Source organism: Candidatus Villigracilis sp., assembly GCF_057083605.1.
The window spans coordinates 1-25,474 of sequence record NZ_JBXMTI010000054.1 but is presented as its reverse complement, the minus strand read 5'-3'; the positions used below and the strand labels follow the sequence as shown (position 1 = coordinate 25,474).

General features: G+C 49.1%; 24 protein-coding genes and 1 rRNA gene. 22 read left to right on the top strand and 3 right to left on the bottom strand.

Annotated features, from left to right (window positions below):
* Position 1: 1 nt before the first annotated feature.
* The 4 genes from AC14M5_RS08555 to AC14M5_RS08540 all read left to right on the top strand — a co-directional run bounded on the left by AC14M5_RS08555 (position 2) and on the right by AC14M5_RS08540 (position 3,329).
* The gene (locus AC14M5_RS08555; RefSeq protein ID WP_484029233.1) at positions 2 to 478 is read left to right on the top strand and encodes a GNAT family N-acetyltransferase; all 477 of its coding nucleotides are present in this window, start codon (positions 2 to 4) and stop codon (positions 476 to 478) included.
* A complete protein-coding gene (locus AC14M5_RS08550) occupies positions 475 to 1,020 on the top strand; it encodes a DNA-3-methyladenine glycosylase I (RefSeq protein ID WP_484029232.1) in 546 nt (181 codons plus the stop codon). Before AC14M5_RS08555 ends, AC14M5_RS08550 begins: the two co-directional genes overlap by 4 nt.
* Positions 1,021 to 1,113: 93 nt before the next feature.
* On the top strand, positions 1,114 to 2,124 hold the full coding sequence (locus AC14M5_RS08545) for a carbohydrate kinase family protein (RefSeq protein ID WP_484029231.1): 1,011 nt from the start codon (positions 1,114 to 1,116) through the stop codon (positions 2,122 to 2,124).
* 74 nt (positions 2,125 to 2,198) lie between these two features.
* Positions 2,199 to 3,329 (top strand): M20/M25/M40 family metallo-hydrolase, encoded by a 1,131-nt coding sequence (locus AC14M5_RS08540; protein ID WP_484029230.1) that lies wholly within the window; start codon positions 2,199 to 2,201, stop codon positions 3,327 to 3,329.
* Positions 3,330 to 3,458: 129 nt separating this feature from the next.
* Here the strand turns inward: AC14M5_RS08540 and AC14M5_RS08535 are convergent, their stop codons facing one another.
* Both AC14M5_RS08535 and AC14M5_RS08530 read right to left on the bottom strand, forming a co-directional pair.
* Positions 3,459 to 5,171, bottom strand: a complete 1,713-nt coding sequence (locus tag AC14M5_RS08535; protein WP_484029229.1) for an adenylate/guanylate cyclase domain-containing protein — start codon at positions 5,169 to 5,171, stop codon at positions 3,459 to 3,461.
* A gap of 90 nt (positions 5,172 to 5,261) precedes the next feature.
* Entirely contained in the window at positions 5,262 to 7,592 is a 2,331-nt protein-coding gene (locus tag AC14M5_RS08530) for a transglutaminase TgpA family protein (protein ID WP_484029228.1), read from the bottom strand.
* A gap of 70 nt (positions 7,593 to 7,662) precedes the next feature.
* Here AC14M5_RS08530 and AC14M5_RS08525 point away from each other — a divergent pair, with 70 nt between their 5' ends.
* The 16 genes from AC14M5_RS08525 (at position 7,663) to recR (ending at position 22,769) form a co-directional block, all read left to right on the top strand.
* Positions 7,663 to 8,643 (top strand): phosphatase PAP2 family protein, encoded by a 981-nt coding sequence (locus AC14M5_RS08525; protein ID WP_484029227.1) that lies wholly within the window; start codon positions 7,663 to 7,665, stop codon positions 8,641 to 8,643.
* 150 nt (positions 8,644 to 8,793) lie between these two features.
* Entirely contained in the window at positions 8,794 to 10,974 is a 2,181-nt protein-coding gene (locus tag AC14M5_RS08520; RefSeq protein ID WP_484029226.1) for a protein kinase domain-containing protein, read from the top strand.
* A gap of 118 nt (positions 10,975 to 11,092) precedes the next feature.
* Complete coding sequence (gene hrcA / locus AC14M5_RS08515) at positions 11,093 to 12,136, top strand: heat-inducible transcriptional repressor HrcA (RefSeq protein ID WP_484029225.1); 1,044 nt, start codon at positions 11,093 to 11,095, stop codon at positions 12,134 to 12,136.
* Positions 12,137 to 12,255: 119 nt separating this feature from the next.
* On the top strand, positions 12,256 to 12,807 hold the full coding sequence (grpE, locus tag AC14M5_RS08510; protein ID WP_484029224.1) for a nucleotide exchange factor GrpE: 552 nt from the start codon (positions 12,256 to 12,258) through the stop codon (positions 12,805 to 12,807).
* 121 nt (positions 12,808 to 12,928) lie between these two features.
* Entirely contained in the window at positions 12,929 to 14,815 is a 1,887-nt protein-coding gene (dnaK, locus tag AC14M5_RS08505; protein ID WP_484029223.1) for a molecular chaperone DnaK, read from the top strand.
* A gap of 73 nt (positions 14,816 to 14,888) precedes the next feature.
* Positions 14,889 to 16,010: a molecular chaperone DnaJ gene (dnaJ, locus tag AC14M5_RS08500; RefSeq protein ID WP_484029277.1), complete on the top strand. Its 1,122-nt coding sequence runs from the start codon at positions 14,889 to 14,891 to the stop codon at positions 16,008 to 16,010.
* Complete coding sequence (locus AC14M5_RS08495; RefSeq protein WP_484029222.1) at positions 16,007 to 16,579, top strand: NUDIX domain-containing protein; 573 nt, start codon at positions 16,007 to 16,009, stop codon at positions 16,577 to 16,579. The genes dnaJ and AC14M5_RS08495 overlap by 4 nt, the downstream gene beginning before the upstream one ends.
* The gene (locus tag AC14M5_RS08490) at positions 16,576 to 17,055 is read left to right on the top strand and encodes an NUDIX hydrolase (RefSeq protein WP_484029221.1); all 480 of its coding nucleotides are present in this window, start codon (positions 16,576 to 16,578) and stop codon (positions 17,053 to 17,055) included. The genes AC14M5_RS08495 and AC14M5_RS08490 overlap by 4 nt, the downstream gene beginning before the upstream one ends.
* A 42-nt stretch (positions 17,056 to 17,097) precedes the next feature.
* Positions 17,098 to 17,481 carry a fluoride efflux transporter CrcB gene (crcB, locus tag AC14M5_RS08485; protein ID WP_484029220.1) on the top strand — a complete coding sequence of 128 codons (384 nt, stop codon included), beginning with the start codon at positions 17,098 to 17,100 and terminating at the stop codon, positions 17,479 to 17,481.
* 78 nt (positions 17,482 to 17,559) lie between these two features.
* On the top strand, positions 17,560 to 17,901 hold the full coding sequence (locus tag AC14M5_RS08480) for a DUF190 domain-containing protein (protein WP_484029219.1): 342 nt from the start codon (positions 17,560 to 17,562) through the stop codon (positions 17,899 to 17,901).
* On the top strand, positions 17,898 to 18,809 hold the full coding sequence (gene prmA / locus AC14M5_RS08475) for a 50S ribosomal protein L11 methyltransferase (protein ID WP_484029218.1): 912 nt from the start codon (positions 17,898 to 17,900) through the stop codon (positions 18,807 to 18,809). The genes AC14M5_RS08480 and prmA overlap by 4 nt, the downstream gene beginning before the upstream one ends.
* Positions 18,810 to 18,853: 44 nt before the next feature.
* The gene (locus AC14M5_RS08470; RefSeq protein ID WP_484029216.1) at positions 18,854 to 19,345 is read left to right on the top strand and encodes a lamin tail domain-containing protein; all 492 of its coding nucleotides are present in this window, start codon (positions 18,854 to 18,856) and stop codon (positions 19,343 to 19,345) included.
* Between the two features lie 190 nt (positions 19,346 to 19,535).
* Positions 19,536 to 21,089, top strand: coding sequence for a DNA polymerase III subunit gamma/tau (gene dnaX / locus AC14M5_RS08465; RefSeq protein WP_484029215.1), 1,554 nt, complete (start codon positions 19,536 to 19,538; stop codon positions 21,087 to 21,089).
* 3 nt (positions 21,090 to 21,092) lie between these two features.
* Positions 21,093 to 21,758: a hypothetical protein gene (locus AC14M5_RS08460; protein ID WP_484029214.1), complete on the top strand. Its 666-nt coding sequence runs from the start codon at positions 21,093 to 21,095 to the stop codon at positions 21,756 to 21,758.
* Between the two features lie 2 nt (positions 21,759 to 21,760).
* Positions 21,761 to 22,090, top strand: coding sequence for a YbaB/EbfC family nucleoid-associated protein (locus AC14M5_RS08455; RefSeq protein ID WP_484029213.1), 330 nt, complete (start codon positions 21,761 to 21,763; stop codon positions 22,088 to 22,090).
* 73 nt (positions 22,091 to 22,163) lie between these two features.
* On the top strand, positions 22,164 to 22,769 hold the full coding sequence (gene recR / locus AC14M5_RS08450) for a recombination mediator RecR (protein ID WP_484029212.1): 606 nt from the start codon (positions 22,164 to 22,166) through the stop codon (positions 22,767 to 22,769).
* 30 nt (positions 22,770 to 22,799) lie between these two features.
* On the opposite strand, the gene AC14M5_RS08445 is transcribed toward recR, so the two are convergent.
* Positions 22,800 to 23,636 (bottom strand): NAD(P)-dependent oxidoreductase, encoded by an 837-nt coding sequence (locus tag AC14M5_RS08445; RefSeq protein WP_484029211.1) that lies wholly within the window; start codon positions 23,634 to 23,636, stop codon positions 22,800 to 22,802.
* 60 nt (positions 23,637 to 23,696) lie between these two features.
* On the opposite strand from AC14M5_RS08445, the gene AC14M5_RS08440 reads away from it, so the two are divergent.
* Together AC14M5_RS08440 and AC14M5_RS08435 are read left to right on the top strand one after the other, a co-directional pair.
* Positions 23,697 to 24,968 carry a glycosyltransferase gene (locus AC14M5_RS08440; RefSeq protein ID WP_484029210.1) on the top strand — a complete coding sequence of 424 codons (1,272 nt, stop codon included), beginning with the start codon at positions 23,697 to 23,699 and terminating at the stop codon, positions 24,966 to 24,968.
* A gap of 373 nt (positions 24,969 to 25,341) precedes the next feature.
* A 16S ribosomal RNA gene (locus AC14M5_RS08435) occupies positions 25,342 to 25,474 on the top strand; the annotation flags it as partial.

Sequence of the window (25,474 nt, the reverse complement as noted above, 5' to 3'; positions counted from 1 at the left end):
GATGACTGATTTAAAGACGGGAGACATGTACGATCTGGTCCGCGCAATGCCAGAACATTCAGCAGCGCTGACCAATATTGCAATTTCGGCAAAACGTCATTGGAATTATCCCGAAAAGTGGATTGAGCTTTGGATCCCCGCACTTACTATTTCCTCAGACTACATTTCCGAGCATGAAACCTGGATGGCACTTTCAGTCGAAAAACCCATCGCATTTTATTCACTGAAGGAAGATGATGGTTTATGGCTGGATAACCTGTGGGTCTTGCCCGAACACGTAGGGCACGGGTTGGGTAGGCGGATGTTCAAACATGCTCTTGAAAGAAGTCGTTTGCGAAATACAAAGGCCCTGAAAATTGAAGCAGACCCCAATGCAGTTGAATTTTATGAGAAAATGGGTGCGTGGAAAGTTGGCGAGCATCAGAGCGAAGTGGATGGTCAACCGCGCATTCTGCCCATTATGGAAATTAACCTATGATAACCTACTGCGATTACTGTAACACTCACCCTGAAGATTCCTATAATAAGAATTATCACGACACACAATACGGATTTCCGTTAACGAGCGATGATGAATTATTTGAACGCCTCGTACTTGAGATCAACCAGGCTGGGCTTTCGTGGATCACGATCCTGAAAAAGGCCGAGAACTTTCATAAAGCCTATGATAAATTCAAGGTAGAAAAGATCGCAAAATACAATGAGAAAGATCGCACCCGTTTACTGGAGGATGCAGGCATTATTCGCAATCGTTTAAAGGTGAATGCCGCAATTGTCAACGCGCAAAAGATACTTGAACTCGGAAAAGAACATGGCTCATTCAAAAGCTGGCTGGATTCACATCATCCGCGTACAAAAGATGAGTGGACAAAACTGTTCAAGAAAAACTTCATATTCACTGGCGGTGAGATCGTGAACGAATTCCTCATGTCCACTGGCTATTTGCCTGGTGCGCACCAGGAGGATTGTCCCATTTATAAAAAGGTTGCCGTACTAAAACCAGCATGGATGAGAAAATAAAAATTCTATAGGCTCAAGCCGCCGTCCCCGGCGGCGTTAGCATGGCAGAATGAAAAAGTAAAATTAACGTTACCTTGTATACTTCGGGAACTCATGAATCCAACATTTGTCATAGCTGGTAAGCTCACCCGTGAATACGTCCTGCCGCCGTTAGGCAATCCACTGATCGATTCGCCCGGCGGCAATTTATTGTATGCCGCAGGCGGGCTTGCCGTTTGGGAAACGAATGCAGGCCTGCTTGGGCGTGTCAGCGAGGATTATCCACAGCAATGGCTGCATGATCTTGAAGAACGTGGTTTTGATATTCGCGGCATTCGCAGGCTTCATGAACCGCAGAAAATTGATCATCGAAGTTTCATTGCATATACTTCTTCAAGCGAACGAAGTTATTCCAGCGCGGTTTCGCATTTTACGCGCCGCCAACTTACCTTTCCAAAAGTATTACTGGGCTATCAACCCGCAGATGACTCAAACAAAGATTTGCGCGCACCGGATATCGCCTCTCCCTCTGCGTTGGATGTGCCAAAAGAATTTCGGGATGTCCGCTACGTACATATCTGCCCCTTTGACTTTGTCAGCCAAAGCCAGATGGTTGGCCTCTTCAAAGGCGGTTCAGATCAGACCATCAGTCTGGACCCTGCTCCGGGCTATATGACTACCAGCTTTTGGCGTGACCTGCGTTTGGTTCTGCAAGGCGTTACGGTCTTTCATCCCTCAGAAGATGAAATGCGTTCCCTCTTCTGGGGTGAGACCAACGACATCTGGGAGATGGCACGCAAGGTCAGTGAGTATGGGCCGCAAATCATTGTCATCAAACGTGGCTCGCATGGACAACTCCTATATGATGCAGCCGGTAAGCACCGCTATGAGATTCCTGCCTACTCCTCGCGGCTGGCAGACCCAACCGGCGCAGGTGATGCATTCTGCGGCGGCTACCTCGCAGGCTTTCAGAAGACAAACGACCCGCTCATGGCAGCCTTGCATGGAAGTGTTTCCGCTTCACTAAAAATAGAGGGCAGCGGCCCCTTCTATCCGCTGGATGTTTTGCCTGGGCTAGCCGAGGCACGTTTGCATTCACTCAAAGAAATGGCAAGAGAGATTTAAGTGCGTAATGCGTGATGCGTAATTCGTAAAGGCCTTTACGAATTACGCATCACGCGCATCATGGATTGAATAATATGACTATCACAAACCATATCATTAATCTCGCAATTCAAATCCAACAGATTCCTGCACCAACCTTTGCAGAAGGGCCACGCGGTGAATTTGTGCGCGAACTTTTTATAAAAGAAAAACTTAAAGATGTGTCAATGGATTCTCTGGGAAATGTTTTCGCGCGCTTGCCGGGGAAAGGGAAAAAGACCAAAGCGTTAGTCGTATCTGCCCATTTGGATACGGTGTTCCCAGCGAGCATCAGTTTGCAGATTACCCACAGGGGGCTGCGCCAGAAAGAAGCGGATCGCATCGCCGGGCCGGGCATTGGGGATAATTCCCTCGGTGTCGCAGCATTGTTCGGCATCCTATGGTCTTTGCGTGAAAGAAAAATTGAACTGAAACACGACCTCTGGTTGGTGGCGAACGTAGGTGAAGAGGGACTTGGCGATCTGTGTGGAATGCGCGGCGTCGTAGAAAATTTCGGTGACAATGTGCTTGGTTATCTTGTGCTTGAGGGGCTTGCGCTTGGGCACGTCTATCATCGCGCGATTGGGGTGAAGCGGTATCGTATTATTGCCAAAACTGCGGGCGGACATTCATGGTCTGATTATGGTCAGCCTTCAGCGGTGCATGAACTGGCTTCATTGGTTACGCAATTGACCGCCATCCGCTTGCCGCGTGAACCACGCACCACGATGAATGTTGGTACGATTGGCGGAGGCACGGGCATCAATGTGCTGGCAGCCGAGGCAAAATGTGAATTGGATTTACGCTCGGAAGACCCGCATACACTCGCGAAGCTTGTTCATCAAGTGGAAGAGTTGATCATTCATGCCAGCCGCGATGGTGTGAAGATCATGGCGGAAGTCATTGGTGAGAGACCTGCTGGAGAAATTCCACCTGATCATGAGCTTGTGCGGCTTGCAGTGGATTGTGTCCGTGAACAGGGCCTGGACGCGGTACTGACTGCTGGATCAACCGATGCGAATATTCCATTAAGCCAGAATATCCCTGCCGTGGTGATGGGAATTACCACAGGCGGCGGCGCACATACAACGAATGAATTTATTGATGTGAGTCCAGTGGAAAAGGGAATGAATAGCGTGGTGAAGTTTGTGGAATTGGTGGGAGATGCAGTAATCAGTAATCGATAATTAGTTCCCAGTAAATAGAGAATAGTTTTGTAATTGTAATATCGCAAACAAAAAGGCTTCCGAAGTTATTATCTCTTCGGAAGCCTTTTTACTTATTACTTTTTACTCGTCACTTTTTTTACTTGCCTTCTACTTCAACCCTTCAACCTCAAACACCTCCAGCGGATTCGCCTTGCCTTTCACTGTCATTTCGGCGTGAGGCTTGGCTTCCACTTGTTTCTTGACTCGTTCGTATGCATCTTTGCTGATGAGGATTTGATTCTTGGCTGAATTTTCCTGAATGCGTTTGGCAGTGTTGACGCTGTCACTGATGGCGGTATATTCCAATCTTTTTTCGGTGCCGATCAAACCGAGCACTGCGTCGCCATAATGAATGCCCACTCCAAAAGCGAGATGTGTATCTTCGGGCATTTCCTTATATAAATTCTCAACCGACTCGCGGATGGCGAGCGCGGTTTTTACAGCCCGCAAGGTGTGGTCTGGTTGTGGAACGGGAGCATTGAACCATGCCATGATCGAGTCGCCCATGAATTTATCGATGGTGCCTTCCTGCATCAGGACGGCTTCGGCCATCGCGGCCAGATAACGATTTAGGATGCTAACCAATTTTTCCGGGGCCAATTTTTCACTATAGGTCGTAAAGCCGCGGATATCCGCGAACAAGACGGTGATGTCCACACGTTTGCCGCCGAGTTGTAAACTGTTTGGGTCCAACTGCTCAATGACAGCAGGGGAGACCATGCGTTCAAAGAGGCGACGCTGCGCTTCCAACTTCTTTCGTTCTGTGAGGTCGTCGAGGACGATTGCCACGCCTTGAGTTTTTTGACCCGCATCTTTAAGAGGCGAGAGATTCAAGCGCCAGTCGACGAGGCCGCGTGAGGGAAGGAGATGGCTGATCTCAAGGTCAATAATGGCCTTATCGGTATCGCGCACTTCCATCAGATGCGGCTCAAGCTCAATTGAAACAGAAGCAAGCGCCTCGTTAAGATGATGACCGATGATATTGTCCACTGTGGCGCCGAGGATATTTTCAGCGGCTTTATTTGCCAGCGTGACAAGATTCTTTACATCCGCAGTAATCACGCCGCTGGCGATGGATGCGAAAACGTTATCCATCAGATTTTTGAGGGCGGTCACTTCTTCGAGGGTGTGTTTGAGTGAGGAGAACAGGCGCGCGTTTTCAATAGCCACTGCGGCTTGGTTTGCAAAAGCGGCTAGAAGGTCTCTTTCACTTTCAGCGAAGATGCCCGCGCGGATGCGGTTATCGGCATAGATGACGCCGATCAGTTCGTGTTTTACTTTGAGGGGTACACATAAAATGGAACGCAGGTTGAAAGCAACGATACTTTCCTGTCCCAAAAAGCGCTGGTCTTCCTGGGCATTGGTGGTGACAATGGCTTCACCTGTATCGATCACGCGCTGCACCACGGTGCGGCTGACATTCATTTCCGAGATATTGATCGATTCCATTTCCCAGTTGCGCCCCATGCGAATGGCCATTTCGCCTTTTTCATCCTTCAACATGAGGAAGCCGCGCTCAGCTTTTGTCAGGCGCACGATGTTGTCCATCACGATGCGCAGCGCTTCATCAAGTTCAAGCGATGAATTGATCACCTGTCCCACGTCGGCCAGCGCCAGCATGTTGCTGTGTTCCCTTTGAAAAACTTCGATCTTTTCGCCAATCTGCTCCAGGGTTATCTCGAGATGGTGCAGATCTTCAGAAGTATTTTTGGGGAGTTTTAGTTTGCTGGCTTCGAGTTCAGAGCGGATCCTTGCCGCCTGGGCACTGAGAGTCAGCAGTTGGTCATGTACGGTTGTGGGACGAGTTTTTTCAGAATTCATAAAGGATACCGGTTGAGTGTTTTCGGAATGTGGTCTCTATTCCACAATATAACGCAGACTCAGGCTTGCGTTGCTTGATTCGGCTAGACTCTAATTGTATCCTAAGATGAAGATTTTAATACGCGCCCTTAGGGTTTGATAGATAATATTCCAGGCTGCACGGCGCGCGATCTGAACATTCCCTCCATGCGGGCTGAACAAGGCGGATTGATGTTCGTGCAGCAAGACTTCGATGAATGACATAGCAGGCGCGATGAGCGGTTTCAGAACCTCGGCTCGTTCCGCAGCTGTGATGTGGATCGGTTGCGGCTTTCCCATCCATTGCAGGCTGGTATTGATGCTGTGAAAATATTTTTCGATGGGGGTGAGTGTCGTCCAGCGTATCCATTTGTTTAACCAGGCTGGGGTTTCCCAGCCATTGCGCTCGACCATGTTTTTGAGGATGACGGAGGTTTGTATATTTGGCGCGAAGCGTCGCTTCAACAAGACAGCGATGAAGGCCAGGATAAATCCGCCTGCAATAATAGCGATCTGGAAGATTTGTGTGCGGGAAATAATTTCCTCAGGTCTATCCAAAAGGATGGGTGTTTCTGGCTCCTCCTGTGCCAACTCTTCTGGATTCGCCGGGTTGATGGATGGGTTCAAAGCGAGATCTGGCCCTTCCTCGTGTTCCAGCGGACGTTCGACGGGTTCCTGGTTGCCAGTCGGCTCAAATTCAATCCATCCATACCCAGGGAAATATACTTCGGGCCAGGCATGTGCGTCACGTTCACGCACGGTGTAAAAGGTGTTTTGTAAGTTTGGTTCCCCTTGTGCAAAGCCAACTGCCAATCGCGCGGGTATGCCCACCGCACGAAGCATTAACACCTCTGCGCTGGCGGAATAATTACAAAAGCCTTGTTTCCCCTCAAATAAAAAATATTCCAGTCTGTCAACAGTATCTTCTGGGAAGGAGACGGTAGGCATGTATTCGATCTCTGAGCGTAGATAATTTGTGATCGCGGCAGCTTTATCGTACGGATTCTTCTGGGCAATGGTAATTTCTAATGCAAGAGCTTCAATGCGAGGGGAGAAATCTTCGGGTAGTTGCAGATACTTATCTATAACCCACTCTGGGTACTCTTCACCCGCTTCCTGCAACTCAGGGATGGTTGGGTTGGCAAGTAGTGCATTCGAGTGATACGTCTCTCCAGCTTCAAGAAATGGCGAGGCCTGCAAGGTCACAATATCCATCATCTCTTCTTCTCCCTCTTCAACAGGGATTTTGGTATGGACAATATTCGCAGGGTGGCTTACCCAAACGGGTTGCGCCGCAGTGTAAAGGATGGATTGTCCTTTAATATAGACGTTATATGTGAAATTTATGTTTTTGCGGTTGGCTGTATCCGGTATCTCTAAATCACCGTCTTGTGGCTCGTATTTTTTGCCTTCCACTTCGGATGTCAGCCAGCGGTCCTCTTCAAAGATATCGTAGACCCGTCCGCGCCAGTACAGACGTGGGAATTCCTGCGCAGCCGTTGGCGTATACACAAGAAAAGCCACAGACTCACTTTGTGAGATCCGCGTGCCGAGCGGCAATTCATTGCGATAGTAGTCGCTGGCCGGCAGGTTATCCTTTTTTACTGAGGCAAACATATTTTCGAGGCGTTCATCCTCTGAAAACCAGGGCTTGGTAATTCTTTGCCAGGCTTTCCTTGCCTGTGCATTATTGGGAAGCGTACTTGGGATCACCCATACCAGGAAGATCAAAACTGCGGCGCTGATCATAATGGTGTTGTTGAAATCCATACTGCTTTCCACGGAAATCTGTACGCGTTGTTCCCTCCATTTTTTTCGGTCAGCCAGATATTTCTGACGACCCAGCAGGAGCAGGGCAATAAATAAATAAGCGCCGAACAGCCAACTGTAATCTTTGGCGGTGTAATGGTTCAGGAAAATGATGAACATCATTATGCCGCTCGGCAATACAGCCGCGAGTCCATTTGCATAGCGTGTTAATTGATACCCACTGAACAGGCCGATAAACCAATATGGAATGCATAACAGCGCCACAAAAAACAATGGATCCTTGACCGGCCTGTTTGAAGCGAATTCACTCAGCCCCAGTAATAATCTGCCGACCATCAACAAAAGCTTATCACCTAAATAAGTTTCTTCTTCTGTAAATTCCATAAAGCCCAGCCATTGCCAGCAGAAAACGACCAGCATATACCCTATGGATAAAAGCACCACCGCTCGCCTTTGATAAATGCTTTGCCCCAGCGCCAGCCCGATGATTAATCCCAGCAGGGCCACGTTGCGAACGTGCTCAAGCCCGTCCGTCCAGCTTGTGGATTGCAGGCGCCAACCTGCGAACAGGATCGCAAGAAATAAGAAGATCGCGGAGGGAAGGTCCCACCAGCGCGTAGGAGATTTTTGCATCCGTTGAGTGTACAATGAAGGGAGCGTGTTCGTCAATTGAGATAAGCCAAAAACCCTACTGGAGGACTGTATGCAGACCCTTATTGACAGTGGAATTGCCTTTGTGATCGCTCTTCAAAGCCTCGGTGATTGGATGATCCTCCCCATGCGATTCTTTAGCTATTTGGGGACGGAAGATTTCTTTTTCCTTGTCCTGCCCCTAATTTACTGGAGCATTGATTCCGCTCTGGGATTACGCGTGGGTTTTATTCTTGTCACCAGCAATATGTTCAACTACATAGGTAAATTGATTTTTGCAGCACCACGTCCGTATTGGGTGAGTTCACACGTCCGCGGGCTGTGGGCGGAAACTTCATTCGGCATTCCCTCGGGACATGCGCAACATGCTATGACGGTTTGGGGAATCATCGCTGCAGCTCGCCGCCAGATTTGGGTGTGGATTATTGCGAGCGTACTTATTTTTTTGATCGGCTTTTCACGGCTTTATCTCGGCTCTCACTTCCCACATGATGTAATAGTTGGCTGGTTGATCGGCGCAGTGATCCTGTGGGCCTTCATTCGTTTTTGGGATCCCGTGGCTGCATGGCTTGGCAACAAATCATTCGGTCAGCAGATCATGGTTGGATTTATTGTTTCAATCGCTTTCATAATAGTAGGATGGATTTTCGTTTCGCTGAGGAGTGATTATCAACTTCCCGTTGCATGGATGGAAAATGCGCTTCGCGGCGGGAACGAGGCGCCTGTTCCTGTTGACCCGAACGGAATCTTCACCCTGGCAGGGACGGTCTTTGGGTTTGCATTGGGCCTCACGTGGATCAATTCCATTGGAGGGTATCAGGTAACAGGGCCGGTATGGATGCGCGCTCTTCGTTACGTCATCGGCCTCATCGGCGTCCTCATCCTTTGGATGGGGCTGGGAGAAATTTTCCCGCGCGGAGATGGAGTCCTTGTTTACTCTTTGCGTTATCTTCGTTACGTGCTGGTGGGTTGGTGGGTGATGGGCGGCGCGCCCTGGGTTTTCCTACATTTCAAGTTAGTTAAGAATCGTTAGGGCATTGAATCAATCTGATATAATACCAACTCATTCATTAAGCGCCACGAGAAACCATACAGCATGTTATTATGAGAACGCATTATTGCGTTCATGTTTTTTGGTTTGCAGGGTGCAGGAAGAATAATATACTTAAGGTCTTCAGATCAGATGACGCTGGAAAAAGATACCCTACTTCACAACCGATACCGTATTGTTGAAATTCTCGGCCAGGGCGGCATGGGGTCAGTTTATCGTGCCGTAGATGAAAACCTTGGTGTTGCAATTGCCCTCAAGGAAAACCTTTTTACAACCGATGAATATGCGCGCCAATTCCGCCTCGAAGCGGTGATCCTGGCGAACCTCCGGCACCCGAACTTGCCGCGTGTATCCGATCATATTGTGTTGGGCGATCAGGGACAATACCTGGTTATGGACTTTATCGAAGGGGAAGACCTGCGTTTTCGTATGGAACGCCTGGGCATGCTTACCGAGGACGATGCTGTGCATATCGGCGCGGCCATCTGTGATGCGCTGGCTTATTTACACACGCGCAAGCCTCCCATTTTGCATCGCGATATCAAACCCGGTAATGTAAAGATTACCCCGGATGGCCATATCTTTTTGGTGGATTTTGGCCTGGCAAAGGTTTATCAAAGTGCGAGTCAGGCTACCACAACAGGCGCGCGTGCAATGACGCCCGGTTACTCTCCACCGGAACAATATGGAACTGCGCGCACTGATCCGCGTACCGATATTTATTCCCTGGGCGCCACTTTATACGCCGCTCTGACTGGTGTTATCCCTGAAGACGGCCTCGCCCGCGCAATGGATAATGCCCAATTAACTCCGCTCCGAAAACGGAATGCAAAAATATCCCGCCGTTTGTCTGCCGCAATTGAAAAGGCTATGGCGGTTGATCCAAGTGATCGTTTTCAAACTGCCGATGAATTCAAAAAAGCCCTGCTTGGTGCAAAATCCAAAACCCAGCAGGTAACGGGGAGTTATACAGTTGTCCCGCCTCCTCCTGAGAACTTCACACAAAAAGAAATGGAAGAGGCAGCACCAAAAGAGGAGAAATCGCCTCGCACCCCAAGGGGGCCGCTTCCGCCTCCTCCCACCAAAGGGGAAGATCAACCCTTTGTTTCCCCTCTTAAAAGGCAGAAGGAACGCGAACGAAAACGACGTCTTGGGTGGGTGCGTTTTCTTTTGATACTGGTGGTATTACTTGCGATCAGCGTTCCATTTATCGCACCGGGGATTTTGCCGGCAAATGTACAAGGCATGATCCCATTCCTTGTAACGACCAATACCACAACGCCATCCATCACGCCATTGCCTTTATCAACTCAAACTTCTCTTCCGACATTTACTCAGAGTGCCACCGTCGGACCTCCAACAGCTACTACTGCTCCAACCAATACAACTATTCCTGCCGTTATTGATACAGTAGGCCCCAGCCAGGTTATTGCTACTCCAATCGGTGGTGGTTCAGGGCAGATCGTGTATGCGTCCAACCGAACAGGACTGCCCCAAATCTACATTGCTGATGTTGCCGGCGAAAACGCTGTTCAAGTAACGGATATGCCAAACGGCGCATGTCAGCCATCCTGGTCACCGGATGGGATGAGATTGGTCTTCATCTCTCCTTGCAAAGGTCTGGATGAAATTTACTATAACGCCAGCTTGTATATCATCAATGCGGATGGCACTGGGCTGACAGCTATAGACCCTTCCCCTGGCGGAAACTTTGACCCGGCCTGGTCACCGGATGGGAAATCTATACTCTTTACTTCACTTCGTACCGGGCAGATGGAAATCTTCTCCGTCAATGTGGATGATCTTTCATCGGTCACGCAAATCACTAAAGGTGCCGCGAAGGTTGAATCACGTCAACCGGCGTGGTCGCATGACGGTTCCCAGATTGTTTACACCGTCAAAAGGTTTGGCGTGTATCAGGTTTGGATCATGAATGCAAATGGAACCGAACCAGTACAGATCGTGCGCAGCGGCCTCGCTCTTTCAGATTATTTACCGGCATGGTCTCCAAATGGTGAATTGATCTTATTTAACCAACGTTGCGTCACTCATTTTTGCAATCCTTATCTGGTGAGCATCCCTGCCTTTGACCGCACTACCGAGCAGGGAACGCGTTTACAGCTAAGCCTCGTTACCATCGAAAATGTAGATTACTCACCAGATGGCTTTTACCTTGTGTATGAAGGTATTGGAGAATCAGATAACCTCGACATTTTCTTCATGACGCTTGCAGGCGGAGACCGTGTACGGCTCACCACAGACCAAGGCGACGACTTCCACCCGGCCTGGAGACCCGCAATTCCAAACCCATAAAACCAAACCTCCCGCTTACACGGGAGGTTTTCTTACACTCCTCTTATTGACTTCCCTTTTTTGCACTGTTATCATTATTCTGCTAAGAATAGCACTCTCGTTTCGGGAGTGCTAAATTATGAATATGACCAATCTTACCGAACGCCAGAAGACCCTGCTTCTTCTTATCATACGTGATTACATTGATTCCGCTCAGCCTGTTGGCTCGAAGCGGCTGGCGGAGCATTATCAGCTGGGCCTTTCCACGGCTACCATTCGCAACGAAATGGCCGCGCTCACTGATATGGGATATTTACGCCAGCCTCACACCTCAGCTGGCCGCGTGCCAAGTGAAGAAGGCTATCGCTATTTCGTCAGCGAGATGATGAATAAAGCAGAATTACCAGAGACAGTGCAGCACACTATCTCGCATCAATTTCACCAGTCCCGCCCGGATATGGATCAATGGATGACCCTCGCGGCTTCCATCCTTGCGAGTCAATCGCAGGGTGTTTCGGTGGTTACGGCTCCACATGTGGAACAGTCGAAATATAAACATGTGGAATTGATCTCGACGCAGGGGAGGCAGGTCTTAATGGTTTTGGTGATGGCTAGTGGAGAAGTCTCCCAGCAAATTTTGACGCTGGCCGAACCCGTCCCTCAGGAGCGACTCAGCCAAACAGCCTCGCGCCTTAACGCCCTGTTAGCTGGTCTGGCCGTGGACGGAATTGCCAATCTGCCAACTCGTCCCGATGCACTTGACCAGGATATCCTCCTCCTCATTCTGCAGGATATGCGCCGCGCAGCCACCAGCATTTCTGGTGAAATTTACACGGACGGATTAACCAACGTGTTAAGCGAACCTGAATTTTCAGGCTCGGATGAGGGACGTAAAACGCTGAAGCTTTTTGAAGAACGCTCTACATTACAAGATTTGCTGGCGCGCACCACCACGAACAGCAATATCGGTGGACTTCAAGTATTGATCGGCGGCGAAGGCGAATGGGAGGAACTCCGTCAATGTTCGATGGTAATCGCAAGATATGGAGTCCCTGGTATGGCGACGGGCACGCTGGGTGTGTTGGGCCCAATGCGAATGTCTTATGCGCGGACGATTCCAACCGTTAGATACGTCGCTGGTTTATTAAGCGATTGGGTGAATGATACGATTTCGAATGAATAAAAAAATCAACATGTCGTTGCGAGGGCGCTTTTTGCCCGAAGCAATCCCCATGCATCATGGGATTGCTTCGTCGGGAAGAGCACCCTCCTCGCAATGACATAAAAAACGAGAGTGAGAGTATGACTAATAAAAAGAAACATAAACACGATGAAGAAGTAAAAGAGAATCAACCCGCAGAGACAGAGTCGCCTGAAGTGGTTGAGCAGGTATCGGATGAGTCTGAGGCGTTGAAGCGTCAGCTTGACGAGGCCGAGGCGAAAGCATCCGAATATAAGGATGGATGGGTGCGGTCTCAGGCGGAATTCCAAAATTATAAGAAGCGTATCGAGCGTGACAATGAGTCGATTTATGCGAGCATGAAGGGTGACATCATCAAGAAGGTGCTGCCTGCATTGGATGACCTGGAACGCGCTTTGCAGAACCGCCCTGAAGATAATGCCTGGGCCAATGGCATCGAGTTGATCGCGCGCAAACTGCAAAACATGTTGGAGAGCGAAGGCGTAAAACGCATCGAAGCCAAAGGTGCGGCTTTCGACCCGAAATTTCATGAAGCGATCTCACACGAACCTGTCGATGGCTACGAAAGCGGCCACGTGATCGATGTGGTACAGAATGGTTATATGTTAGGTGAGCGTGTGATACGACCTGCCCTGGTGAGGGTGGCACAATAAATTGACGTCATGTCATTGCGAGGGCGGTGTTCGTTCGCCCGAAGCAATCCCCAATTATGAGGAGATTGCTTCGTCGGGCTGAAGCCCTCCTCGCAATGACATAAAACATTGAGGAGCAATCATGGCGAAGATTATAGGAATAGATTTAGGTACGACAAACTCTGTCGCGGCGGTGATGAGCGGCGGTGAACCGATTGTGATTCCATCAGCGGAAGGCGAAAGACTTGTCCCTTCGGTGGTGGCGATAAACAAAAATAACGAGCGTTTGGTGGGACGTGTGGCGCGTAATCAGGCGATCACGAATCCACAGAATACGATTTTTTCAGTGAAACGTTTTATGGGGCGCAAGGCCGATGACCCCGAAGTGGAGCGCACCCGCAAACGCGTGCCGTATGCCGTGAATGCTGCGGATAACGGTGATGTGCGCGTGAAGTTAGGTGAAAAGGAATATTCAGCGCCCGAGATTTCCGCGATGATCCTGGCCAAGATCAAGGCAGATGCTGAGGCATATCTTGGTGAAACGATCACGCAGGCTGTGATTACTGTCCCTGCGTATTTCAATGATGCGCAACGCAATGCCACAAAAGATGCTGGCAAGATCGCTGGCCTCGAAGTTCTTCGCATTATCAATGAGCCAACTGCTTCATCGCTTGCGTATGGGCTCGATAAAAAGAAAAACGAAGTCATCGTTGTGTACGATCTTGGCGGCGGTACTTTCGATGTGTCCATTTTGGATGTGGGCGATGGCGTGTTCCAAGTCCGCGCCACGAGCGGTGATACCTTCCTCGGCGGTGACGATTTCGACCTTCGCATCATGGACTACCTGATCGAAACTTTTAAGAAAGATAATGGCATTGATCTGCATAATGATCGACAGGCTTTGCAGCGCTTGAAAGAGGCCGCCGAAAAAGCGAAGATCGAACTTTCCACCACGATGCAAACCGAGATCAACCTGCCATACCTGACCGCGGATGCAAACGGGCCAAAGCATTTGGTGATGACCATGACCCGCGCCAAGTTGGAACAAATTACAGCCGATCTTGTCGACCGAACAATTGCTCCCGTCAAACAAGCTTTGTCTGACGCTGGAATGAATGCAGGTGAGATCAGCGAGATCGTTCTGGTAGGCGGTATGACTCGTATGCCCGCCATTCAAGACCGCGTGCGCGCCTTCTTTGGCAAGGATCCTCACAAAGGTGTGAACCCTGATGAAGTCGTTGCGATTGGTGCTGCGATTCAAGCAGGTGTGCTCGGTGGGGAAGTGAAAGATATTCTTCTGCTGGATGTGACTCCGCTCACATTGGCAATTGAAACTTTGGGCGGTGTAGCCACTGCTCAAATTGAACGTAATACGACTATTCCTACTCGCCGCTCACAGGTATTTTCAACGGCTGGTGATAACCAGACACAAGTTGAAATCCATGTGTTGCAGGGCGAACGCCCAATGGCGAATGATAATAAATCGTTGGGTAAATTCATTTTGGATGGCATTCCACCTGCGCAGCGCGGCGTGCCGCAAATTGAAGTAACCTTCGATGTGGATGCGAACGGCATTTTAAAAGTCAGCGCGAAGGATAAGGCAACGGGACGTTCACAGCATATTACGATCACAGCTTCCTCTGGTTTGAGCGAGAATGAAGTTGAGAAGATGCGCAAGGATGCTGAAGCCCATGCCGATGAAGATCGCAAGCGCAAGGAAATGATCGAAGCGCGCAACAATGCTGATAACACAGCCTATGCGGCTGAAAAGGCTTTGCGCGAATTCGGTGATAAGGTCCCTGCGGAAGTTCGTAGTGACATCGAAGCCAAGGTTGCAGAGACCAAGTCTGCGGCGCAGGGCGAGGATATAGACAAGATCAAAGCTGCCACGGAAGCATTGGGGCTCGCCATTCAAAAGATTGGCGCATCGGTCTATGAGCAGGGACCGGCCACGGCTGAGGGCGAAGCGGAAGGCACTCCATCCAATGATGCTGGGCCAGATGTGGTTGAAGGTGAAGTGAAGGAATAAACGAGTTGAAGGTTCAAGGTTTGAAGGTTGCAGGTTGAAAACTTTCAACCTGCAACCTTGAACTTGTAACATAATTATGAGCAACCGAGATTATTACGAAATACTGGGTTTGGGACGGAATGCGAGCGATAACGAGATCAAAGCTTCGTTTCGTAAACTTGCGCGTCAGTATCATCCTGATGTGAGCAAGGAAGAGCACGCCGAAGAGAAGTTCAAGGAAATCAATGAGGCGTATGGCGTGCTTTCGGACCCTGATAAGCGCGCGCGTTATGACCGCTTTGGCAAAGAAGGTCTTGGCGGCATGGGCGGATTCCAACATGACTACACTACGGACTTTGGCGATCTATTTGAAGAGATCCTTGGCGGGTTTGGATTCTCTTCTGCCCGCCGCTCGCGCAAATCTCCACGGCGTGGGCGTGACTTGCAAATGCAGGTTAACTTAACTTTTGAGGAAGCTGTCTTTGGCGTGGATAAAGAGATCGAGTTCTCACGTGACGATGTTTGCTCACGTTGTAACGGCAATGGCGCGGAGCCTGGCACATCGCCAGTGAAGTGTTCCACTTGTAATGGGCAGGGTGAAGTGCGTCAGGTACGTCAAACCTTTTTGGGCCAGATGGTACAGACGGCGACCTGTCCAACCTGTAATGGCCGCGGCGAGACGATTACCTCTCCGTGCAAGACCTGCCATGGCAATGGATTGGAACGCAAGAAGATCAAGAAGAAAGTGCAGATTCCTGCTGGCGTGGATGTGGGCACACAGATCCGTTTGAATGGGGAAGGCAGCCCTGGCGTCTTTGGCGGCCCGAGCGGAAGTTTGTTTTTGGTGCTGGATGTAAAGCCGCATCAATTCTTCAAACGCCGCGAGAATGATGTTTTGCTGAATCTTGATATCAACGTGGCGCAGGCTGTACTTGGCGCGGAAGTTGAAGTGCCGACCCTGGATGGTGATGAAAAGTTAAAAATCCCTGCAGGTACACAGCCTGGCAAAGTCTTTACGATGAAAGGCAAAGGTGTACCGTATCTACGCCGCAAAGACCGCGGTAATCAGTTGGTGATTGTCAACGTGGCGATTCCTGCCAAGCTGACAAAGGAACAGCGCGACTTGTTTGAGAAACTGGCTGAGAGCTTGGGCTCCACGGTCAAGCCGCAGGAAAAGGGATTTTTGGATTGGCTGAATGAGGCGTTGGGGGGATGAGAGAAGAGATTGGAGAATTGGAGATTAGTAATTGGCGGGTGGATGTGAGTCCACTCGTTTGTTTTATAATCATGTTCATGGCAAAAATTATCATTGGCGAACGCGTTGCCAAAAATGGGCGCTTGGGTGTAGGTTGTTCAGCGTCCATTTTTGATTCATCACATGAAAAAGTTTTATTGATCCGTCGTGCAGATAATGGAAAGTGGGCTGTCCCCGGTGGATACATGGAGGCGGGCGAGAATTTTTCAGAAGCCTGTTCACGAGAAGTAATGGAAGAGACTGGGTTAAATATCATTGTCAGGCGCTTGATAGGGATCTACACGTCACCCAATATCCTGCTTGAATATCCTGATGGCAATAAATGGCAACTCGTAGTCCTGCATTTTGAAGCTGTGGCTATAATTGGTGAATTAACAACAAGCGACGAATCCACAGATTTAGGTTACTTTTCTCTGGAAGACATCATTGACTTGGATATGAGTGGGTTGGATCGGCAACGGGTGACCGATGGTTTTTCGGAGAAGCATGAAGCGAACATCCATGATGATTTCCCGTTGGAAATATCATGATGCGTGTTTTGTTGAAATTCTGGCGCATCCTGCCAATGTGGATACATGTCCTTGCCTCAAAACTTGTACGCCCAAAATTCCGCGCGGCGGTGGCGGCGCTTGTCTTCGATGAACGAGGGCGAATCCTTCTCTTTAAACATACATACCGAAAATTCGAGTGGGGAATCCCTGCGGGGAGTCTTGAACATCGCGAACAGCCTGCGGATGCGGTGGTGCGCGAATTCTTTGAAGAGACGGGAATGCAAATAAAGGTCGAAAGATTGCTGACTGCTGTCAGCGCCAGGGAAGATCATCACCTTACCATCATCTATCTGTGTAAAATTGTGAGCGGAGAATTCAATCCATCACACGAGATTTCTGAGATGAGATATTTTGACCTGAACGAACTGCCACACATGTTGTTTGCGGAAAAGAATTTAATAAGCTGGGCTGCACTACAGACTTCGGAAGTCTTTCATAAGACTTCACTGCCATAAGGAATCAAGGTAGACTTCCAAAGTCTTATTATGGAGCGTAATTTGACAAATATTCTTCTTGTCGGTTTTGGCGGGTTTATTGGTTCGATCATGCGATATCTTGCAAGCGGATATGTTCAGCAGGCCACAAAAAGCGTAAGTTTTCCATATGGTACGCTTGCGGTCAATGTGATCGGATGTTTCGTGATCGGGTTCCTGGCCCAGCTTGCGGAGAGCCGCGGTCTGTTTACAAGTGAGGCGCGTCTGTTTGTTTTTGTTGGTATCCTCGGCGGCTTCACTACATTCTCTTCGTTTGGGAACGAAACATTAAATCTCGCGCGTGATGGCCAAATGATGAATGTGCTTGCAAACATCGCTGCGAATGTGATCATCGGTCTCTTCGCCGTTTGGCTTGGGCGAACAGTGTCTTACTTAATTTGGAAATAATAAATTGTTCTGATGGTCGAGTAGCCCCGCGCGTTTTTCGCGGGGCGTACCGAGACCATATTTGATCTGGAGATAATCATGCATTTACCAGAAGAAGGTTATCTACTCCGTATTTTTATCGGCGAGTCAGACCGCCATGAAGGAAAGCCGTTGTACGAGTGGCTTGTGCTGCAAGCCCGTGAGCATGAACTGGCAGGCGCAACGGTTCTGCGCGGCATCATGGGTTTTGGGGCGAATATGCGTGTTATCCACACTTTTAAGATCGAGCGCCTTTCTGAAGATTTGCCGATGGTAGTTGAGATCGTGGATACAAAAGAAAAGCTCGAAAAATTTCTTGAAGAAATAGATGAGCACATTCAAGCGGGACTTGTTACCCTGGAAAAGGCTCAAATCCGTTTTTATAAGGCAGATAAAAAATGAACTGGCTGGAGGTTTCTTTAACTGTGGACGGCGAACTCGCCGAGTCCGTTGCGGATGTGCTCGCGCGATTTGCGCCCAACGGCGTGATGACTGAGCAGGGTGTGCGTTTTGTCAATGATGAAGATGAAGGCACCGCTACGGGCCCCATCACCGTCCGCGCTTATTTGGAAGTAAATGATCAACTCGAAGAAACACGACAGAAGCTCGAAGAGTCGCTTTTCTATTTGGGGATGATTCAGCCCGTGCCGACTCCTGCTTATAAGCAGATCGCGGATCAAAACTGGATGGAGGCCTGGAAAGCGCATTACAAGCCGATCCTCATCGGACAGCGACTCTTGATTCTTCCAGCCTGGCTAGAATCACCCGACCCCAAACGCATCCCAATCAAGATCGATCCTGGCATGGCCTTTGGCACAGGTACACATCCCACGACGCAGTTGTGTCTGGAACTCATGGAACTGTCCACTGACAACTGCCCACTGACAACTGTGATCGATGTCGGCTGCGGCTCTGGAATTCTCTCCATTGCTGCGATAAAACTTGGCGCAAGCAAAGTCCTCGGCGTGGATATTGATATCGAGTCCGTGAAGAATTCACGCGAAAACGCAGACACCAATGGAGTGGGGGATGAGTTGATCCTTGGCCAGGGCTCGGTGACGGAAGTGCTGGCGGGACAGTTCTCGTTCAAGTCCGCTCCGCTGGTGGTAGCGAATATTCTCGGTCCGATTTTAATCCGTCTCTTTGACGCGGGTCTGGCAGATCTGGTCGATCCGAATGGCGAGATCATCCTGAGCGGAATCCTCGATCACCAGGCAGAATCTGTCATAGCAGCTGGGCAGGCCAAAGGTCTGAAAAGAAGCGACCAACGTCAAATGGGTGATTGGGTTGTCATATCTCTGAAACGTTAAAACGTTCAAACGTTGAAACGTTTTGTGCTATCATACGAACCAACATGGATCGTCGTAAACTGTTCCAATATCTGCTGCTTAACATCTTCGTCTCTGCCAGTGTGACGGGGACGATCCTGTTCTGGTATGACCGCAACTATCGTGTCACCAGCCAGTCATCAGTTCAGCAAGCCGTGCCCGTCAACAGTGATTCGGCTCCTCCCGCAAGTGCCGATCTGCAAACAGATATCCCTGTCAAGATCAGCAGTGTGGTCGGCGCGGGTACATTAGATTCCGAAATCGTGGTCGTCAAATTCGAGGGCGAAGGTCAATTGGACCTGGCTTCCTGGCAATTGAAGGATGAAAACGGCAACACCTTCACATTTCCCGAACTCACGCTCTATCCGAATGGAGCAGTGCAAATCCATACCGTTTCAGGCACTGACAACGTGATCGACCTGTACTGGGGCATTGGTGATGCCGTCTGGAGTTCTGGAGAGAATGCAAAGCTGTTTGATTCGCAAGGCAATTTGAGAGCTGTTTATCGAGTTCCATAATAATTTGGCTGGTTGAGTAGCCCTGAGCGTTCGTCCCTGTGCCGTACGTAGGACGGTGTGCGAAGGGCATATCGAAACCCGCAATCGAAAGTAAACATGAAATGTGTGGTCTCGATACGGGCTCAAAGTGCACTCGCCCTGCTCGACCAGCAAATTGAAACCTCCAACCTGTAACCTTCGACCTATACACATGACACAAGCCCTCTATCGTAAATACCGCCCGAAACAATGGGATTCAGTGATTGGACAAGATCATGTTGTCCAGACTCTGACCAATTCCATCAAAGCAGACCGCGTTGGTCATGCCTATCTTTTCGCCGGTCCGCGTGGAACAGGCAAGACCACGGTGGCGCGTTTGCTTGCGAAAGCGGTAAATTGTCTCAACGAAGACCCCGCACAGCGCCCCGATAATACCTGCGAACACTGCAAAGCCGTCAACGAAAATCGATTTATGGATCTGATCGAGATCGACGCTGCTTCAAACACAAGTGTGGATGACGTCCGCGACTTGCGTGATAAGATCAACTTCTCGCCCTCACAAGGCAAATACAAAATCTATATCATTGATGAAGTCCACATGCTTTCTACTGCGGCTTTCAATGCGCTTCTCAAAACGCTCGAAGAGCCGCCGCCACATGCCATTTTTGTTTTGGCCACCACTGAAATTCACAAAATCCCCGCTACGGTGCTCTCCCGTTGTCAACGTCACGAATTCAGGCGCGTGCCCATCGATGAAATTGTCGCGAACCTGAAGCAGATCGCCGCCTCCGAAAAAATTCAGGCGGACGAGGAAGCTCTCACGCTCATTGCCCGTCAATCAGCGGGTGGCATGCGTGATGCGCAATCACTGCTCGATCAACTCTCCTCCACTGGTACGAAGATCACGCTTGCCCTCGCGCAGCAGGTCCTTGGCACGGCAACCAGTCAAACCGTTCTTGATATTGTTACATCTGTACTTGAAAATCAACCCGCGCATGGTCTCGAAACCATACATCGTGCTCTCGATTCTGGCGCAGATCCGCGCTCCCTCGCGCGTCAAATTGTTGAATATATGCGAGGCCTCATGCTTATTCAAATGGGAAACCCCGATCAAGTCGAAGCCACGCGCGATGTCAAAACCCAAATGCAAACACACGCAAATTCATTCAATTCATCGGATGTGCTGCGTGTGATGAAAATATTCAACGCTGCCGCAACGGATTTGCGTGGCGGCTGGCAGCCATCTCTGAGTTTGGAACTCGCTTTGGCAGAAGTGCTTGATGCTCCAACGGAATCCCATCAGCCCGTTGTGTCGCGTCAGACCAAGTCTCAGCCTGCTTCAGCTCAAAAAGCAGAGTCCAAGCCTGAGGTTAAGAGTGAGGCGGCCTTGCCTCCGAAAGTGGAAACTGCTGACAAGCCAATCCTCAATGCGGGTGAAATCGTCAAATCATGGAAGTCGCTGGCGGCCTCGCTTCCGAAGTCACAGGCGAATTTATCCGCGTTGTTGAATTCAGTGAAGATGATCGACATACAAGGCAAAACGCTTGTGCTTGGCCTTGCCAGTGAAGTGCTGGTCTCAAAGCTGGATAAACCCGACCAGATCGAAGCCATTCAAAAATTGATCAAAGACAGTTTCAATGTGGATGTATCCATTCGATGTATCGTCACCACCGCCAAAGGCAAGATCCCTACCAATGTCTCACAGGACGGCATGGTCGCCACCGCCATCCAACACGGCGGCGAAATCGTGGATATGGATGAGTAGACTATGGGTGGAGATTTAATCCTAAATATTCTGTCAGAAATCATAGGCATAGCAATCACAGTTTTTCTTGTTGATAGATTGATTCAGAAAAGAGAAAACGCAAGGTGGTTGCCATCTAAACAGTTCCTTTATCCAAGATTGATTTCTCATTTTGATAGTGTAATGTGGACTACCGTTCCTTTCTTGATGTCAGGCAATAAATATATATATGAATTTGGTGACGCTGTAGCTACAACATCAGAAGTTAATGTTGATTTTTCTAATCAAGTAACAACTCAGGAAGTATGGTCAAAAATTAATAACTATTTGAGTAAAGTCTCACTAGATCAAAAAATATCAATACTTAAGAGTCTATCACTAGAAAAAGATGAAATAGACAAAATATTGGCCAGTTCGATTGTCTTAGTTGAACCTTCATTATCCTCAAATTTAATGAAGTTACAAGAGACCTTAGCAAGGGCACCTGGCTATGTAAGTAGTTTTCGCCTTGATGAAAAACTTCAGCCGAAAAATGATGAAATGGCGGCATTTATGTATACCGTTGCTGATGCCGCCCAAAAATCCAAAGCTTGGGTTATTGGCAAAGCAACAAATAAGAGAAGCACCGAAGAATTTGTTTTAGAGTTAATGGAAATGTATCGAAAACAAGAAGGCTCTAGGAAGGAATAAAAATGGCAAAAGGATTTAATCGCGGTCCCGCAGCGGGCGGGCAAGCAGGCATGATGCAGCAATTGCAGCGCATGCAAAAACAAATGGAAGAAACACAGGCGAAGCTGGCCGAATTGACTGTCAGCACAACCGCAGGCGGCGGCGCGATCAAAGTCGTCATGACCGGCGACCAGAAATGCAAGTCCGTTGAGATCTCCCCCGACTTCCTCAAAGATGCAGACCCCGAAATGCTGCAAGACATGGTTCTCTCGGCCGTCAACATGGCCCTGGATGAGTCCCGCGCCTTGCAGGAGAAGTTGATGGGTCCGCTTGCGGGTGGGTTGCCTTTCTAACACTGGTAGGGGCACAGCGAGACAATCTATGGTCAAAATCATAAATCGTTTCGCTGTGCCCCTACAATGAAATATGATCTTACCCGCATCCATTCAATCCCTTATCACTGCCCTCGAACGCCTGCCAGGCATTGGGCCAAAGTCCGCTTCGCGGCTGGCTTTCTATTTATTGCGCACCTCTGAGGATGTTGCGCAGGACTTGTCTGTTGCATTGGCAAACCTCAAAGCCAACACGGCCTTTTGTCAGGAGTGTTTCAACATCACCGAGGCGGGCCGTGAGCGCTGCGAAATATGCGAGTCGCACAAGCGTGATAGTTCGCTCATTTGCGTGGTCGAAGAAGCATTGGATGTGCTTGCCCTTGAGCGTACGGGCGGCTTTCACGGCAAATATCATGTTCTACAGGGTGTGTTATCTCCCATCGAAGGCATTGGCCCCGATGATTTGAAGATCAAGCAGCTGGTCGCGCGAGTTGCGAATGGGGGAGTGAAGGAGATCATCCTGGCCACCAACCCCAGCATGGAAGGCGATGCCACCGCGCAATATTTGCAAACGCAGTTGAAGCATTATGATGTGCACGTCACACGCCTCGCGCGAGGTCTGCCCGTAGGCGGTGACCTTGAATATGCGGATCAAAATACATTATTGAGAGCCTTATCTGGAAGACAAGAAATGTCCTAAAAATCAGCCCCGTGAAGACGGGGCTGATTTTTATTTTGCATGTAAAGCCTGTAGAACATCCTTCAATTCTGGAACCTGTTCTGCGTCTTTGAAACCTGAAAGTCGGGTGTAAATGTCGGCTGCGGCTTCATGAAATCCGCGCGGCAACCCTGCACTATGAAAAGTTGCAGCGATTTCCTTCATTTCCCCTTCAAACCGCCAGGCTTTTTTAGTCACACGCGTGACTCTTCGATTCACCTGATCGGAAAACCCTGAATTATCCACATCCCATTGTTGATAAAGCTCTTCACGAACACCCAGGGATTCGGCAGTTCCAAGGATTGCACAAAGCAGGGCGGTTGTCCCTTTGGAATAAGCCGCATAGCACATCTTCAAGGCAGAAGCCTTTCCGATCTTATTTCCAATTATTTTTGTTTCCAAGGGTCCCATGGAAAAACAATCTGCAATTCTGCTCGAGTCTTCTCCTGAAAGATAAAGCCAAGTGGATTTCGGCTCCCAAGCCGGCCCGCCAATGATTCCGCCATCAATGTAGTGAATATTATTTGCAGCCAGCATCTGTCCAATTTTTACAGAGCTTGCTGGCGAAATTGCATTCGCATCCAAATAGTATCCACTGAAATTGTGCGCAATAACTTGTCTTGCCATGTCCTCTGCAATATGAGGTGGGCAGACGCAAATAATGAATTCACAAATTCGACAGCACTCTTCAAGGGAGCCCACCACTATAAGTTCATGCCTTTGAGCACGGCTACGGGTCTTTTCGCTTCTATTTTCTGAAACCCAGAAAACTTCGTGCCCGCTATTTACAGCAGATGCTGCGATTGAAATTCCCATTTCACCAGGATGCAGTATGCCAATTTTGCTCATAGATAACTCCTTGTTGGTCATTTGGTCAGTATAGCATGGCCACCTAGTAAAATAGTCCCTATGAATATCACTATTCTCACTTATGGCTCACGTGGTGATGTCCAACCCTTTCTGCCTCTGGCACGAGGTTTAATTGATCACGGACACAATGTCATCCTTGCCGCTCCGCTGCGGTTCAAAAATCTTATTGAAGAACACGGCATTACGTGTGCTCCACTTGCAGGCGACCCTGAAGATTTGAGCCGCCGTCTGAACGATTCTGGCTACAACTATTTCAAGATGATCCGTGAATTGATGAATCATGCAGTTAATATCGGTGCTGACATCATGCGTCAAACCGATGAAGCCTGCAAAGATGCTGATCTCATCATCCACACCTTCACGCACGCGGTTGGAGCGCATACACTGGCTCGTGAGAAAAATATTCCCGATGTTCACATCCAAACTTTTCCCATGTTCACGCCCACGGGCGATTACCCCAATATCGCCATGCCAAATTTTGGAGTGCGTACACTCAATCGTATTACACATATCGCATCTTCCGGGGTCACATGGCTTACTTCCAGAATTGGGTTTGAACAAGTGCGCCGCCGTGCAGGACTCCCCAAACGGAAATTATTCTGGCCTTTTGATGAAAATCCGCCTCGCCTTCGAACCCCGATCCTGTGCGCGTGGAGCCCGGGCATTCTCCCCGCTTCAGGTGACTGGCCGTCGCGTACACATGTCACCGGATATTTTTTCTTTCCACACAACGAGTCTTATTCACCGCCCAATGCGCTTGATGCGTTTTTGAATGCGGGCAAGCCGCCTGTATGCGTTTCATTTCGCAGTATGGTTAATAAAGACGCGGAACGGATCAACGAGATTGTTTGTGAGTCATTAAAGAAAACAAATAATCGTGGGATTATCCTCTCAGGTTGGAGTGATGTGAAGGATCAATCATCCCGTGATTTGCTCTATCTTGAATCTGCACCGCATGGTTGGCTGTTGCCGCGCTGCAAAATGATCATCCATCACGGTGGGGCAGGGACTACCTCCGCTGGGCTGCGGGCCGGTATTCCAAATATCGTTGTACCGTTCACAGCCGATCAACCATTCTGGGGGAATAGGGTCCATGCGATCGGTGCTGGCCCAAAACCCATCCTTGTAAAGAGTCTTTCTATTGAAAGGCTAGTGGATGCAATAGCCGCAGCGGAGTCGGATGTCATTCGCAAGCGTGCCCAAGTTATTGGTCAAGAAATAAGAAGCGAGAACGGAGTGGCCGATGCGATAAAGTTGATTGAAGCTTATGCCATTGAATGTCAGTCGAATCTGGCTTCCCTCATCTCCTAGCAGGCTCGAAATTCATCGGATATTTTAAGGTTGAAATGCCTGACAACTATTGACAAAGTCTCGGAGATGCATATAATTGTCATTCGCCAGTACAAAACAAAAGATTTCGTCTCCCTGACAAATCGTTGACAACTGAGTAACCGTCTTACATCAGAGACACAAAGCAAACAAGTTTTGCAGCCTGATGAACCGATGCGAGAGAAAAGCATCGGTATTTTGGTCTGTGTAAATACTTGACGGCGGTTATGGCAGCGAGTAGAATACGGCTCGCTCAAATGGCAAGCACCTTAACAACTGAAAAGTGATAGGAAACAACATTTTTGTTGAACCAGTAAATTCCGTAAAGTAAACTACACTCGCAAGAGTGAAAATTTCTGCGGAGAGTTTGATCCTGGCTCAGGATGAACGCTGGCGGCGTGCCTAATACATGCAAGTCGAACGAGGTGCTTTTGTAGCAATACGAGAGTATCCTAGTGGCGAACGGGTGAGTAACGCGTTGGTGACCT